Consider the following 13353-nt stretch of genomic DNA (forward strand, 5'->3'; position numbering starts at 1 on the left):
GGGCTACCTGGTTCAGGGGGCGCGAAAGCGCAGGATGCGCGCGCCGTCGAAAGGGTCGGTGAGGTAGTGGGCGTGGACGCCGAAGGTGCTCAGCAGGCGCTTGGCGGTAAGCACTTCGAAGGGTTTGCCAAGGGCGACCAGGCGGCCCTTGTCGATGACCGCGACACGGTCGCAGGTCAGTGCCTGGTTGAGGTCATGCAGCGCTACCAAGGTGGTAACCGGCAGCGCCTGCACTTGTTGCAGCAGGCTCAGCTGATGCTGGATGTCCAGGTGGTTGGTCGGCTCGTCCAGCAGCAGCACCTGCGGCCGTTGGGCCAGCGCGCGGGCGATGTGTACACGCTGGCGCTCGCCACCGGACAGCGACCCCCACAGGCGCGTGCGCAGGTGCAGGGCGTCGAGGTCGGCCAGGGCTTGCTCGACGATGGCGCAGTCTTGCCGGGAGAACGGTGCCAGGGCCGAGAGCCACGGCGTGCGGCCCAAGGCAACCGCGTCGAACACACTGATCGCATCGAGGGTGTCGGCCTGTTGCTCGACCAGCGCCAGCGCTTGGGCAACACGGCGGCGGGGCATCTGTGCCAGTGGCTCACCCATGAGCTGCACGCTGCCGCAGGCCGGTTTGCGCAGCCCTGCCAGCAACTTCAGTAGCGAGGATTTGCCCGAGCCGTTAGGGCCGACGATGCCCAGGGTTTCACCGGCGACAACGCTGAGGTCGATATCGCTGAGCACGGTATTGCCGGCCAGTTGCAGCCCCAGCCCATGGCAGGCCAGCGGAGGGATGCGAACTGCTGTCATGGCGGTCATGGCGGTCATGGGCGCCCCCGACGGCTGACCAGAATCAGCGCGAATACCGGGGCACCGATCAGCGCCGTAACCACGCCCACCGGGATCACCTGGCCGGTGATCAGTGTGCGCGAAAGAATATCTGCCGCAATCAGGAACAGTGCACCGCCCAGTGCGCTGGCGGGCAACAGACGGCTGTGCCCGGGGCCGAGCAGAAGGCGCAGGGCATGGGGTATAACCAGCCCGACAAAACCGATGGCGCCGACAATGGACACCATCACAGCCGTCACCAGCGCTGCACAACTGATCAGCAGCAACTGGGTGCGCCGCACCGGGATGCCCAGCGAGGCGGCCGAATCGGCGCCGAAGGTGAAGGCATCCAGCGCACGGCGATGCCACAGGCACACCAGCAAGCCGAAAATCGCCACCGGCACAGCCAGCCACACCGAAGGCCAGCGCACGCCGCTCAGGTTGCCCAGCAGCCAGAACAGGATACCGCGCGCCTGCTCGGCGGTGGCCGACTTGGTGATCAGGAAGGCGGTCAGTGCATTGAACAGTTGCGAGCCGGCGATACCGGCAAGGATGACTTGGGCATTGTTGCTGCTGGGGCCGGCCGCGCGAGCCAGCACCAGTACCAAGGCGAATGCGGCCACGGCACCGATGAAAGCCCCTGCGGACATGCTTAATGCCAGGCTACCCAGGCCCAGCAGGCCGACGAGTACCGCGCCGGTCGAGGCACCGGCAGACAGCCCCAGCAAGTAGGGCTCGGCCAGTGGGTTGCGCAACATCGCCTGCAGGATGACACCGCAGGTGGCCAGCCCGGCGCCACAAGCGGCTGCGACCAGGGTGCGGGTCAGGCGGTAGTTCCAGACGATGCCGGCGTCGATCGGGTCCACCGGGTAGGCGGCTTGCCACAGGTGGTTGGCCAGCACCTGGCCGACCACGCTGGGCGACAGGTTGGTTTCGCCGATGGCGGTGCCGGCCAGCAGGGCGGCCAACAGGGCGCCCAGGGCAACCGCGATGCAGGGTAACAGGCGGATCATCACGGGGCTGCTTTACCGCTGGCGAAGGCCGTGGAGAGCGTCTGCACGCCCCGGAACAGGCGGATGCCGGCCTGCATGGCGTCGGCGTCGAGGATAATGATGCGGTCGTGCTTTACCGCGTCCATGTTGCGGGTTACTGGATCACTGCGCAGGAATTCGAGTTTTTTCTGGTAGTCGTCGGCGGGGAAACGGCGGCGGTCCATGCGTGCGATGATCAGCCAGGTCGGATTGGCCTTGGCCAGGGTTTCCCAGCCAACGCTTGGCCATTCTTCGCTGGACTCGACCACGTTGCGCACACCGAGGGTGCGCAACATGAAGTCGGCGACACCCTGGCGGCCGGCCACATAGGGGTCGATGTCCAGGTCGGCGCTGGAGAACCAGAACAGCGCCGAAGTTGCCGACAGGTCCTTGCCGGCCAGTTGTGCCCTGGCGCTGTCGAGGCGCCCTTGCAACTCGGCGTTCAGTGCTGCGCCGCGGTCCTGAACGTCGAAGATCTCGGCCAGTTGGCTGACGCTCTTGTAGATGCTGTCTACCTGGAACGCTTGCAGGCGGGTGCCGTCTGCACCGACCAGGTTGTCCTTGCCCTCGCAGTCCGATGGCAGCACGTAGGTGGGGATCTTCAGTTCATCGAACTGCTCGCGGGTGGCGACCACGCCCTGGGCACCGACCATCCATTCGAACTGCACCGCGACCAGTTGCGGGCGCTTGCCGACCACCGCCTCGAAGCTGGGGTCGTTGTCGGCCAGGCGCGGCACCTTGGCGTTCACCGCCTGGTATTCCGGCAATACGTTGTTGAACCACAGCGACGTGCCCGCCAGCTTGTCACCCAGCCCCAAGGCATAGAGCAGCTCGGTTCCGGCCTGGCCGATGGTGACGGCGCGCTGCGGTGCCTGGGCAAAAGTCTGCGGCTTGCCGCAGTTGTCGACCGTCAGCGGGTAGTGGGTAGCAGCGGCCTGGGCCAGGCCGGTGAGGCCTAGGCCCGCGAGCAGGGTGGCGAAACGGGGCAGCATGCTGGGCGATCTCCTATCGGACAGTTCTGGTGAGGAACGCACGGACAGGCATCGCCAAGCCCCCAGCGGGTGGCTGGGGCAACACGGATGGCCAATCCCGGACACCCCGCCGGTTGGTGAATGAAGGCCGGCAGGTCTCCTGACTGGTGCGTCACGGCCCGGCTCCCGCCTTCCCGGGCGGTAGGCCCAGTGGCATCGATGGAGCAGGCTCGGCACCTACAGTTGCGGGGGCAGTTCCGATTGGCCTGTATTGGCAGGCCTGGGATTCCCTGTTAGTTCCATGGTGGAAACCGGCGGCCCGCATGGTAGACCATCGCGCCGCCAGGTGAAAACGCTTTTCAGAAGTACTTCAGCCAACGGATGTCGCGGCGACGCTGCTTCAGGCGGGCGAACCCGCGCACTGGCAGGTACAGCGAAACCGCCAGCAGCACCGCGCCCAGCCACACCGCTGCAATACCGTCGAAACCGAAGTAGTCGCCATGGTTGAGCCCGAACAACGCCACACAGGCCAGGTACAGCAGCTTCAGCACATACAGGTGCAGCAGATAGAAGAACATCGGTGCCGCACCGAACACTGCCAGTGCAGTGATCCAGCGCGCCTGGCCGGCCCGTTCGAACGTGCGCAACAACAACAGGCCGCAGCCCAGGGTCAGGGTCAGGAACAGAAGCGACGGTGGGTATTTGGTGATGTTGAAGAAGCTCATCAGGGTTTGCGTGAAGGTTGGGTAACCGCTCCACGGTGCCTCACCGTAACCGTTGAACATGCGCAGCAGGATAAAGCCAAGCAGCGCGAGCAAACCGGCCACCAGCAGGTGTTGCTGGCGTTGTCCGGCATCGCTGCCGCGACCGAACCAGGGCCCCAGGCCGTAGCCCAGGGCGATGACGCCGATCCACGGCAGCACCGGGTACGACGTGCGCAGGTGCAGGTTCTCGGAAAACGCCAGCCAGCCACGATCATGCAGGATTGCCCACGGCACATGCAGGGCTGACTCTACGCCGAAGTGCACGCCGTCGAGCAGGTTGTGGCCGGCGACGATGATGGCGCCCAGGGCGAGCAGCGCGGCGCGTGGCAGCCACACCAGCAGCGACAGGGCGATCATGCTGACGCCGATGGCCCAGATCACTTGCAGGTAGATCACGCTGGGGGGCAACTGGAAGGTCCAGGCGAAGTTGACCAGGGTGAACTCCAGCAACACCAGGAACAGCCCGCGTTTGAACAGGAAAGCCGAGACGTCGCCACGGCCCTGATGCTTCTCGCCATACAGCCAGGCCGATAGGCCGGTCAGCAGGACGAACACAGGCGCACACAGGTGGGCGAGGGTGCGGCTGAAGAACAGCACCGGTTCCGTGGTGTCGATGGCCATGGGGTCGCTGACCTGGCGGTGCAGGAGGAAAGTCTCGCGGACATGGTCCAGGAGCATGAACAGGATCACCAGGCCGCGCAGGGCGTCGATGCTCTGCAGCCGCTGGGTGATCAGAGTGGGCGTGGCGATGGCGCTTGTCATGGGTGAACGCTAATAGTAATGAATGTCATATAAAACGTTATCTTATAACTAGCCGGTGACGGGTTGGTAGCGGTTTTTGTGCTATCCGTGCCGTGAAGAGGTATTCAGGTCAGAAGCTGTAATCCACCGTCGCGAAGTACGACCGCGGCATCCCCATCAACCACTGCTGCCCGCTGAACGCCGACTGCACATACTCGCGATCGAACAGGTTGTTCAACTGCAACCCCAACTTCACATCCGGCAACACCTGCCAGGCGATGTTGGCATCGACCACGGTGTAGCCGGGGGCGCTTTGGGTATTGGCGGTATCGGCATAACGCTCATCCACATAACGCGCCCCCAAGCCGGCCTCTACCTGCTGGCCGAAGCCTTTGCTCAACCAAAGGTTGGCGGTACGCCGTGGCACGTTGGCCGGCCGGTTGCCTGCGCGGTCCTGCGGCAGGCCGCCGACCATTTCGTCGAAGTCGTCGTACTTGGCGCGTACCAGCGATGCATTGGCCGACACCTGCCACTGATGGGCCAGGGCCAGCTCCAGCGTCGCTTCCAGGCCATCGGAGGTCTGCTGCCCGGCTTGTTGCTTCTCGTGCGTGATCGGGTCGTCGACCAGCAGTTTTTTCTTGACGATGTGGTAGGCGGCAAGCGTCCATTCGCCACGCCCCTCCCAAAAGCGCTGCTTGATGCCGGCCTCGGTCTGCTTCGCCTCGGTCAGGTCATAGTGCATCTGTGCGGGGCTGAGGCTGATGAGGTTGTTGACCCCGTCCTCGCTGGTTGAGTACTGGCCGTACAACGACAGGTCGTCGTTGAGTGCAAACACCAGCCCGACACGCCAGTTGCCACCTTGCAGGCTACGATCGCTGCGGCTGTCGTTGGTCAAGTTATTGCGGTCGATGTGGTTCTGGTCGCGACGCACGCCGGTAACCAACGACAGGCGATCGCTCAATTGCAGGCGGTTTTCGGCAAACAGGGCAAAGGTATGGGTGGTCGAGAGCGTTTGCGGCCGCAACGGCGAGGCGCTATGGAACCCGCCGGGCTGTGGCTGCCACGGGTCGATATAGTCGCCGCCGACATCGTTGTAGGGTGAATTGCTGTCGACGTTGAATCGCACCTTGTTGTACTCGGCACCGAGCACGGTCTTGCTGGCCAGGCCGAACAGGGTGTGGTCGAAGGTGAAGGTCTGGCGGTCACCGAACTGTTCCTGGTTGTGCTTGATCTCCAGGTAGCTGCCGCGCAGCAGCTGCTGACGCCCGCTGTCCCAGCTGTAGTCCTCGGCGTTGCGCCAGTGACGGCGGCTTTTGATGTAGTACAGCTGGTTGCTGGCGCTGAGCTGGTCGTTCAGCGCCCAGTCGGTCGTGAGCCGGGTCCATTCATCAACGTACTGCTGCACGTCGTTCTGTACGTTGTAGTTCTTTTTGCGCAGGCTGCTGCGGTAGTGGCCGTCGATCAGCGGGGTGCCGTAGTAGTTGGCAGGTTGTGCATCGCCGCGATCATGGGCCAGCGTGAAGCTGAGGTCGTCACTGGCATCGAAACGCAGTGCGGCACTCAGGGCCAGGCTACGTGAAGCGGTGCGGTCGACCCAGCCATTGCCGGCCTGCTGGTTCAGCGTCAGGCGGTAGCTCAGGCGCTCGCTGAGGCTGCCGCCGCTGTCCAGGCCGAGCTGCTGGCGGTCCCACGAGCCGTAACCCAGGCGCAGGTGGTTGCGCACCTCGCCGGCAAAAGGTTTTTTCGGGATCACGTTGATCACCGCGCCGGTGGCGCCTTCGCCATGCAGTACCGAGGCCGGGCCGCGAATCACCTCGATGCGTTCGACCATCCACGGGTCGACCGGGAAGGTCTGGGTGCCGGCACCGGTGTACAGGCGCGCGCCGTCGAACAGGGTCATCACCGAGCTGTGGCCGGCAAAGCCGCGGGCAGACAGGCCTGTACCGCCGTCCCCCGGTGAGCCGACGAAGGTAATGCCCGGCGAACGGGTCACTGCATCCTGCACCGTGAGGTTGTTGCGCTGCTGAATCTGCCGTTCGCTGATACTGCTGGTGCTGGCCGGTGTTTCCAGGGCGCTGAGGCCAAGGCGCGAGCCGGCCTGGGTCGGCGTGGCCAGGTCGATGGCGCGGCTGTCGAGGGTGTCGGTGATGGCCGTGGAAGGCAGGGCCAGAGGCTGCGGCTCGGGCTCATCAGCCAACGCCGGCAGGGCGACGGCCAGGCAGGCCGCCAGGGGGGGAAGCTTGAACATACGGGACATGTCGTTCCACTGCTGCAGGAATGAATGGATCCCGGTGGAAAACACGCAAAGGCGAACCATGCAGGCAGGCGCGCGCACGGATTCCGGCCTGCGCCCGCCCACCGCGGGTTGCCAAATGAAGCTCCAGGCCGGTCTCCGGGCTTGCGAGGGGCATGAAACCTTCACCTTCCCATGCTTGAGCACAGTGGTATCTCGAAGGATTCGCTCGCTTACCGTTGCGGGGGCAGCACCGGACTTGTCGTGGGCAACACGACGCACCGGTTTCCCGTTTCACCCTGCGCGCGGCGGCGCAGGGCACCTGAAACTGGCGCGCATCTGACCACTGAAATGCTGGGGCGTCAAATGTGGGTGTGCTGTGAATGTCGCGAAAAAATCAGGTTGTGAGTTTGAAGGCAGGCTTGCCTGTACAGGCTAGCGCCCGCGGCGTCGCGATACCCGTGCCTCGATGTTCTTGCGCCCGATCAGCAGCGGCGGCTTCTCCACCACCGGCTCATCCGCCAGCCACTTGTACATCACCAGGCAGTCCACCAGCCCCAGGCGGGCATGACGGTAGGCCTTGGGCAAACGGCCGACTGTTTCAAAACCCAGCTTGTGCCATAGCGCCACGGCCACTTCGTTGCTGGCTACCACCGAGTTGAACTGCAAAGCCAGAAAGCCTTCCTGGCGCGCCAGCTTTTGCGAGTGCTCGCACATCAAGCGCGCCACGCCCCGGCCGCGTGCCTGTGCGCAGACCATGTAGCCGCAATTGCCCACATGCGCACCAGGCCCGGCAGCATTGGGCTTGAGGTAATACGAACCCAGTAGCTCGCCATCTTCTTCAGCCAGCAGCGTGTGCAAGGGCAGCTCCAGCCACAGCTGGCGGGCCTGTTCGAAGCTCAGGGCCGGGTCGAAAGCGTAGGTTTCACGGGCTTGGACAATGGCCTGGAAGGTGGGCCAGAAACGATCGAAATCGTCCGGCGTCATGGGGCGAATGTGGATCATGCGGGTTCCTGCGCGGGGTGAGCCGCTCAGTCTGGGTGGCGCGGCGTCGTCGCGCAAGGGCGACGACGCCGTTTGTGCTCAACCGTTGGCCTTGCCCACCGCGTCCATCGCGCGGGCCGAGTACACCAGCGCGGCACCGGCGTTCATGGCCACGGCCACGCCAAGGGCCTCGGCAATTTCCTCGCGGCTGGCACCCTCTTTGACGGCTTGCTGCGAATGCACGGCGATACAGCCGTCGCAGCGGGTGGTCACAGCCACGGCCAAGGAGATCAGCTCGCGGGTCTTGGCATCCAGGTGGTTGGTTTTGGCGCCTGCACCGCTGGCGGTCATGTAGCCGGCTACGGTGTCGGGTGAGAGTTGCTTGAGATCGCCGATGCCGGCCATCAACTGCTTACGGTAGGCGTCCCAGTCCATCATGCTCATCGTCTTCACCTTGGGGTGGTTGCGAGTGGAGCTTTCAGGCTAGTCGAAGAGTGGCACGTGTGAGGCGGTACTTTGGTTGGTAAACGCAGGTCACTCGTACAGTGGCCTGCGTTGAGCCTTCAGATGTAGATGAACACCAGCACCAACGCCGCGACCACTGCCCATTTTTCCAGGTAGTAGCGCATGCGGTTGCGCTTTTTCAGCGCCTTGCCACGCTCGCGGATCTTGTAGATGCGGGTGAACAGGCGGTTGATGCCACCGGTCTTGTCGCTGGCGTCGTTGGGCGCAGCGGCAGCGGCCATCACGTTGCGGCTGAACCAGCGGTTGAACGCAGTTGCCCAGCGGTACTTGAGCGGGCGTTCGACGTCGCAGAACAGGATGATGCGGTTGTGCTCGGTGGTGTTGGCCGCATAGTGGATGTAGGTTTCGTCGAAGATGACCCCCTCACCATCGCGCCATGCGTATTTCTCGCCGTCCACGTCGATGTAGCAGCCGTCGTCATTCGGTGTGTCCAGGCCCAGGTGGTAGCGGTACGAGCCGGCATACGGGTCACGGTGGCGCACCAGCTTGGCACCGGGTGGCAGGGTGGCGAACATAGCCGCCTTGACCGTGCCGATGCCTTGCAGCAGCTCGGTCGTGCGTGGGCAAAGGGCCATCGCCGACGGGTGGCTTTCGCCATACCACTTCAGGTAAAAGCGTTTCCAGCCGGTCTTGAAGAACGAGTTGAAACCGACGTCATCGTAATTGTCGGACTTCTTGATTTCACCGACGTGCAGCAACTGGCGGCCTTCCTCGCGGATCTCCTGCCAGTGGTCCTGCAGCGGTTTCAGTTCTGGAAAGGCCTCGACCGGCAGGTAAGGCTTGGCCGGGTGTTTGGAGAACAGGTACAGGAAGCTGTTGATCGGGGCCAGGAAGCTGGAGTGGTCGCCCAGCTGGCGAGTCAGCTTGTGGCGAACCCGACCGCGCAGGTGAACATAGGCGATCGAGAGGACGAAGATGAGTACGAGTGCAATTTTCATGGACGTTTACTGGTCGAAGAATGGCCATGCGCCAGGGCATGAGCCCGCCAGCATAAACAATCATGGGGGTAGTTTGTACTGATTGTTACGAAACTGCGGGGCGACATTGGTTTAATACCCTACAGTCTTGCGCAAACGTTTCATGTCAGGGAGTTTGTATGATTCAGGATATACGTCCCAGTGGTAGCCCGTTCAAGCGGCTGTTCTTCGCCTTGCCGGTCAGCGACGCCCAGCGCCGTGACCTGGCCCAGTGGCGGCGAGGGCTGAACCTGCGCAGCGGCAAACCGGTGCCGGCTGCCAACTTCCATGTCACGCTGCTGTTCCTCGGTGATGTGGACGCCGCGCAGGTGCCTGCGATTTGCGCGGCGGTCGACCAACTGGCGCTGCCAGCCTCGGCGCCGCGGCTGTTGCTCGACCGTTTGCAGGTGTGGCAACGGGCCAGCGCCCTGGTGCTGGAGGCGCAGCAGGTACCACCGGCCCTGTTGCAACTGGTGTACGGTTTGCAGCAGGCGTTGCTGCCGTTGGGGGTGGAAGCGGCCAAGCGGGAGTATCGACCGCACCTGACGCTGTCCAGGGATTACCGCGGGCAGCCGCCCGAGGCCAGCAGCGCGCCGGCGTTTTACCTCACCACGCGACACTTCACGCTCTACGAATCGCGCAAGGGGGCTTACTGGCCATTGGCGCAGTGGCCGCTGGCGGACTGACCTGCAGGGGCCGTTCAGGTCAGGCGATTACACCGGCAGGCTCTGGTAAGGCAGTTCATCCCCCGGGCTACGTTCGAACTGACGCTTGTACTCGCGGCTGAACTGCGAGGTGCTCTGATAGCCCACCCGGTGCGCAGCCTGTGCCACGCCCAGGCCTTCGCCAATCAGCATCTGCTGCGCCTTGAGTAGCCGCAAACGCTTCAGGTACTGCATCGGCGCCATATCGGTGCAGCGCTTGAAATGTTCGTGGAAGGTGGAAACGCTCATGTTGGCACGCGTAGCCAGTGCCTCCACGCTCAGTGGCTCACTGTAGTGCTCGCGCAGATGGGCGAGGGCGGCGCCGATGCGGGCGAAGTGCCCCTGTTGCTCCACCAGTGCCCGCAGCACACCGGCCTGGGGGCCGCGCAGGGCGGTGTACAGCACTTCGCGTACCCGCGCCGGGCCCAGCACCTTGGCGTCCAGCGGGTCGTGCAGGCAGCGCAGCAGGCGCTCCACGCTTTCGCGCATGGGCGCATCCAGTGCCGCCGACGTCATCGATTGCGGGGTTTGCGCCTGCACTTCAGCGTCCGGTGCCAGGCCCATGCTCTGCACCAACTCGCCCAGCACGCCACGGTCGATGCCCACCGCCACGCCCAACAGCGGCGCCTCGCGGGTGGCAAAGGTTTCACACATGAACGGCACCGACAACGCCTGCACCAGGTAATGCCCTGCACCGTACTCCAGCGTACGCGGCCCCAGGCGCGCCAGTTTGCTGCCCTGGGCCAGGATCATCAGGCTTGGTTCGTAGATCTGCGGGCTGCTGGCCACATAGTGGTCCCAGCTCAGCACCTGCACCTGGGGCAGGTGCGTGGGCACAAAGCCTGGGCGCGTGGCGAGGCTGCGGATCAGTGCGCAAAGCGGCGCATTGGCATCGACGTGACGGGTCAGTTGCATGGTGGACCAAGGGCAGAGAATCAGACACCTTGATCATCGCAGATTGAGGGCGTGGCGCCAGCTACGGGTTGGCATCTTCGTAGAATCAGGCATGCATGCCGGAGAATCAGCCGTGGGCGAGGCGGCAAACGGCGCGCAGAATGCGTCGCCTGAATCGTTTCACTTCACTGCGAGGCCCTGCATGTATACCGCCATCGGTTACGCCGCTCAAACCCCCACCAGCCCTCTGGCCCCCATGACGTTCCAACGCCGCAGCCCGCGCCCGGACGACGTCGCCATCGACATCCTGTACTGCGGCGTGTGCCACTCCGACATCCACCAGGCGCGCAACGAATGGGGCATTGCCGTGTACCCGCTGATGCCGGGCCACGAGATCATCGGCCGGGTCACGGCGGTGGGCGACAAGGTCACCGCGTACAACGTCGGTGACCTTGTGGGCGTTGGCTGCATGGTCGACTCGTGCCGTACCTGTGAAGCCTGCGCCAAGGACCTGGAGCAATACTGCCTGGAAGGCCCGACCATGACCTACGCCACCCCGGACCGGGTCGACGGCAGCAACACCATGGGGGGGTACTCCAGCAGCATCGTGGTCAGCGAGCACTTCGTGGTGCGCATACCGGCCGGCATGGACCTGCCCAGCGCTGCACCTATTCTGTGTGCCGGCATCACCACCTATTCGCCGCTCAAGCACCACGGCGTTGGCCACGGCCACAAGATCGGCATCCTCGGCATGGGCGGCCTGGGCCACATGGGCATCAAACTGGCCAAGGCCCTGGGGGCGGAGGTGACCCTGTTCACGCGCTCTCAGGCCAAGGCCGAGGAAGCGCGCCGCCAAGGGGCCGACCATGTGATCGTCTCCACCGATGCCGAGCAGATGCGCGCCGCTGCCGGCCGTTTCGATTTCCTGCTCGACACCATTCCGGTGCAGCACGACCTCAACCCGTACCTGGAAACGCTGAAGTTCGACGGTGTGCACATCCTGGTCGGCCTGATCGAACCGATCGACCCGGCATTGCATGCGGCCAACCTGGTGATGAAGCGCCGGGTGCTGGCGGGGTCGTTGATCGGGGGGATTGCCGAGACTCAGGAAGTGCTGAACTTCTGCGCCGAGCACGACATCCGTTGCGATATCGAGATGCTGGATATCCGCAACATCAACCAGGCCTATGAGCGGATGATTGCCGGTGATGTGAAGTACCGGTTCGTGATCGACATGGCCACGTTACAAGGCTGATTGATCGGTTGCCTGTACGGGCATCTTCGCGGGCAAGCCCGCTCCTGCACAGGGGTGATGTAGGGCTTGCTTGCGGTGGGGGAGGCACAGGCAGCAACGATGCAGCCGTTTTACCAGGCCATCGGCTTGTCCCAGCCCTTCCAGAACAACCATCGCCGCACCTCGCCGTGCGCGCCGGTACCGATCTGCCACTCGGGCCGCCCGCTATCCAGCGCAATCACCGAAATAACCCCCGCATGGCTCGCCGCCACCAGCGTTTGCCCGTCGGCGCTGATATCCATCGCACTGATGGTCGATCCCAGGTAGTGCTGCCAGTGCTCCGTACCCTTTTCGCCAAACGCCCGCAGGTAGCCATAGGCATCACCCACAATGTACTCGCCATCGCGCGCAACCCCTGCATACACCCTTGCGCCATCCTGCACCAGCGGGGTACGCGGGTCCTGGCTGTAGTAATCGGTATCCAGCCCGTGCAGGTCTGCCACCCTCACGGCCAGCGTGGCACCGCTGTAGAAATGGCAGGCATTGACGATCAACTGGTCACCGGCGCGGTTGAACAAGGCAAAGTGCGGGTATTCGCTGCCCGGGCCGATGTGCGCCAGCGGCTTGAGCTGTTCGTCCAGAACAAGGTGCCGGCTGCCTTGCTCACCCACGACGATCAGCCGGCCATCCGCCGACACTGCACCATGCTCCATGCTCAGCCCCAGGCTGATATCGTCCGGGTCGGTGCCCTCGGCCAGCTCATCGAGCACGCGTGCCTGCTGTGGCAGCAGGCGGGTCGCACCTTGGGTGGCCAGCACGAAGATACCTTCGGCACTCACCAGCAGCACGCGCTGGCCATCGGGGAAGGGGATCAGCGCGGTCGGTGTGGGCGGCAGGTCGAACGGCTCGAACGGGTAACCTGGCGGTAACCCCTCCAGCCCGGTGGGCCAGGCCAGGCGTTGCACTTGCGGGCCGCCCCAGCCATCGGTCACCCGCACGCCCTCGGCATTGGCCAGGGCGAAATAGCGCCGCGCCGGGCAGCGGCCAAAGTGTTCGATGCCGATGACCGGGGTTACCCCATGGTGGTCGATACGCACCACCTGGCCCTTGTCGTATGGCATGCCGATGCGCGCCAGCAGGCTGCCATCTTCCAACAGCAGGACATTGCAGATGCCTTGGCCGTGGTCTTCGAGCAACGGTATCAGGGGGTGGTGCGCCGGTGGCCAGGCGTCGCGGAATGCCTGGCGCTGCTGTTCGTCGATGTCAGGGCGGTTGGCTGCCTGCAGGGCTGCCAGCCACGCGTCGAGCAGGTGTTTGGTGGTGGGTGCCTGCGGCTCTTCGAGGTTGTCCCAGCCGTGCGCACGGCCCTGCGCGACATAGTCGTTGACGGCCTGGGCATAGGCGGTAACTGCCTGCTGCCACTGCTGCTGGGGGGGCTGCTTGTCCATGAGCGGATCGGGCTCCTTGTTGCACACGCGTTTCATACAAAGTGCGCATGGTACTCCT

12 protein-coding genes and 2 riboswitches are annotated in these 13353 nt (G+C 64.2%); of the genes, 2 read left to right on the forward strand and 10 right to left on the reverse strand.

Going from position 1 to position 13353, the window contains the following annotated elements:
* Positions 1-12: 12 nt before the first annotated feature.
* The 8 genes from ACF8EF_RS20410 to lpxO form a co-directional block, all read right to left on the reverse strand.
* Entirely contained in the window at positions 13-801 is a 789-nt protein-coding gene (locus ACF8EF_RS20410) for an ABC transporter ATP-binding protein (protein ID WP_176683985.1), read from the reverse strand.
* 5 nt (positions 802-806) lie between these two features.
* Positions 807-1823: an iron ABC transporter permease gene (locus ACF8EF_RS20415; RefSeq protein ID WP_209964977.1), complete on the reverse strand. Its 1017-nt coding sequence runs from the start codon at positions 1821-1823 to the stop codon at positions 807-809.
* On the reverse strand, positions 1823-2833 hold the full coding sequence (locus ACF8EF_RS20420; RefSeq protein WP_176683869.1) for an ABC transporter substrate-binding protein: 1011 nt from the start codon (positions 2831-2833) through the stop codon (positions 1823-1825). Before ACF8EF_RS20420 ends, ACF8EF_RS20415 begins: the two co-directional genes overlap by 1 nt.
* Positions 2834-2944: 111 nt before the next feature.
* A riboswitch (cobalamin riboswitch) is annotated at positions 2945-3143 on the reverse strand.
* A 28-nt stretch (positions 3144-3171) separates the two neighbouring features.
* On the reverse strand, positions 3172-4338 hold the full coding sequence (locus tag ACF8EF_RS20425; RefSeq protein WP_176683868.1) for a DUF1624 domain-containing protein: 1167 nt from the start codon (positions 4336-4338) through the stop codon (positions 3172-3174).
* A gap of 109 nt (positions 4339-4447) precedes the next feature.
* On the reverse strand, positions 4448-6574 hold the full coding sequence (locus ACF8EF_RS20430) for a TonB-dependent receptor (RefSeq protein WP_392461810.1): 2127 nt from the start codon (positions 6572-6574) through the stop codon (positions 4448-4450).
* A 108-nt stretch (positions 6575-6682) separates the two neighbouring features.
* A riboswitch (cobalamin riboswitch) is annotated at positions 6683-6891 on the reverse strand.
* A gap of 94 nt (positions 6892-6985) precedes the next feature.
* On the reverse strand, positions 6986-7555 hold the full coding sequence (locus ACF8EF_RS20435) for a GNAT family N-acetyltransferase (RefSeq protein ID WP_392461812.1): 570 nt from the start codon (positions 7553-7555) through the stop codon (positions 6986-6988).
* Between the two features lie 78 nt (positions 7556-7633).
* On the reverse strand, positions 7634-7978 hold the full coding sequence (locus ACF8EF_RS20440; RefSeq protein ID WP_101196548.1) for a carboxymuconolactone decarboxylase family protein: 345 nt from the start codon (positions 7976-7978) through the stop codon (positions 7634-7636).
* Between the two features lie 119 nt (positions 7979-8097).
* A complete protein-coding gene (gene lpxO, locus ACF8EF_RS20445) occupies positions 8098-8997 on the reverse strand; it encodes a lipid A hydroxylase LpxO (protein WP_021782806.1) in 900 nt (299 codons plus the stop codon).
* Positions 8998-9155: 158 nt separating this feature from the next.
* On the opposite strand from lpxO, the gene thpR reads away from it, so the two are divergent.
* Positions 9156-9701 carry an RNA 2',3'-cyclic phosphodiesterase gene (gene thpR, locus ACF8EF_RS20450; protein WP_392461814.1) on the forward strand — a complete coding sequence of 182 codons (546 nt, stop codon included), beginning with the start codon at positions 9156-9158 and terminating at the stop codon, positions 9699-9701.
* Positions 9702-9728: 27 nt separating this feature from the next.
* On the opposite strand, the gene ACF8EF_RS20455 is transcribed toward thpR, so the two are convergent.
* Entirely contained in the window at positions 9729-10634 is a 906-nt protein-coding gene (locus ACF8EF_RS20455) for an AraC family transcriptional regulator (RefSeq protein ID WP_176683865.1), read from the reverse strand.
* A gap of 181 nt (positions 10635-10815) precedes the next feature.
* On the opposite strand from ACF8EF_RS20455, the gene calA reads away from it, so the two are divergent.
* Entirely contained in the window at positions 10816-11868 is a 1053-nt protein-coding gene (calA, locus tag ACF8EF_RS20460; protein ID WP_176683864.1) for a vanillin reductase, read from the forward strand.
* A 110-nt stretch (positions 11869-11978) separates the two neighbouring features.
* Here the strand turns inward: calA and ACF8EF_RS20465 are convergent, their stop codons facing one another.
* On the reverse strand, positions 11979-13295 hold the full coding sequence (locus ACF8EF_RS20465) for a hypothetical protein (protein ID WP_176683863.1): 1317 nt from the start codon (positions 13293-13295) through the stop codon (positions 11979-11981).
* Positions 13296-13353 lie beyond the last annotated feature (58 nt).

It is taken from the genome of Pseudomonas sp. zjy_15 (assembly GCF_043101865.1).
In the GTDB taxonomy this organism is placed as follows: domain Bacteria; phylum Pseudomonadota; class Gammaproteobacteria; order Pseudomonadales; family Pseudomonadaceae; genus Aquipseudomonas; species Aquipseudomonas putida_Y.

What these genes read in the sequence shown, in the direction of transcription:
- ACF8EF_RS20410 (WP_176683985.1), bottom strand. Translation starts at nt 801, where the DNA reads ATGACCGCCATGACAGCAGTTCGCATCCCTCCGCTGGCCTGCCATGGG.
- ACF8EF_RS20415 (WP_209964977.1), bottom strand. Translation starts at nt 1,823, where the DNA reads ATGATCCGCCTGTTACCCTGCATCGCGGTTGCCCTGGGCGCCCTGTTG.
- ACF8EF_RS20420 (WP_176683869.1), bottom strand. Translation starts at nt 2,833, where the DNA reads ATGCTGCCCCGTTTCGCCACCCTGCTCGCGGGCCTAGGCCTCACCGGC.
- ACF8EF_RS20425 (WP_176683868.1), bottom strand. Translation starts at nt 4,338, where the DNA reads ATGACAAGCGCCATCGCCACGCCCACTCTGATCACCCAGCGGCTGCAG.
- ACF8EF_RS20430 (WP_392461810.1), bottom strand. Translation starts at nt 6,574, where the DNA reads ATGTCCCGTATGTTCAAGCTTCCCCCCCTGGCGGCCTGCCTGGCCGTC.
- ACF8EF_RS20435 (WP_392461812.1), bottom strand. Translation starts at nt 7,555, where the DNA reads ATGATCCACATTCGCCCCATGACGCCGGACGATTTCGATCGTTTCTGG.
- ACF8EF_RS20440 (WP_101196548.1), bottom strand. Translation starts at nt 7,978, where the DNA reads ATGAGCATGATGGACTGGGACGCCTACCGTAAGCAGTTGATGGCCGGC.
- lpxO (WP_021782806.1), bottom strand. Translation starts at nt 8,997, where the DNA reads ATGAAAATTGCACTCGTACTCATCTTCGTCCTCTCGATCGCCTATGTT.
- thpR (WP_392461814.1), top strand. Translation starts at nt 9,156, where the DNA reads ATGATTCAGGATATACGTCCCAGTGGTAGCCCGTTCAAGCGGCTGTTC.
- ACF8EF_RS20455 (WP_176683865.1), bottom strand. Translation starts at nt 10,634, where the DNA reads ATGCAACTGACCCGTCACGTCGATGCCAATGCGCCGCTTTGCGCACTG.
- calA (WP_176683864.1), top strand. Translation starts at nt 10,816, where the DNA reads ATGTATACCGCCATCGGTTACGCCGCTCAAACCCCCACCAGCCCTCTG.
- ACF8EF_RS20465 (WP_176683863.1), bottom strand. Translation starts at nt 13,295, where the DNA reads ATGGACAAGCAGCCCCCCCAGCAGCAGTGGCAGCAGGCAGTTACCGCC.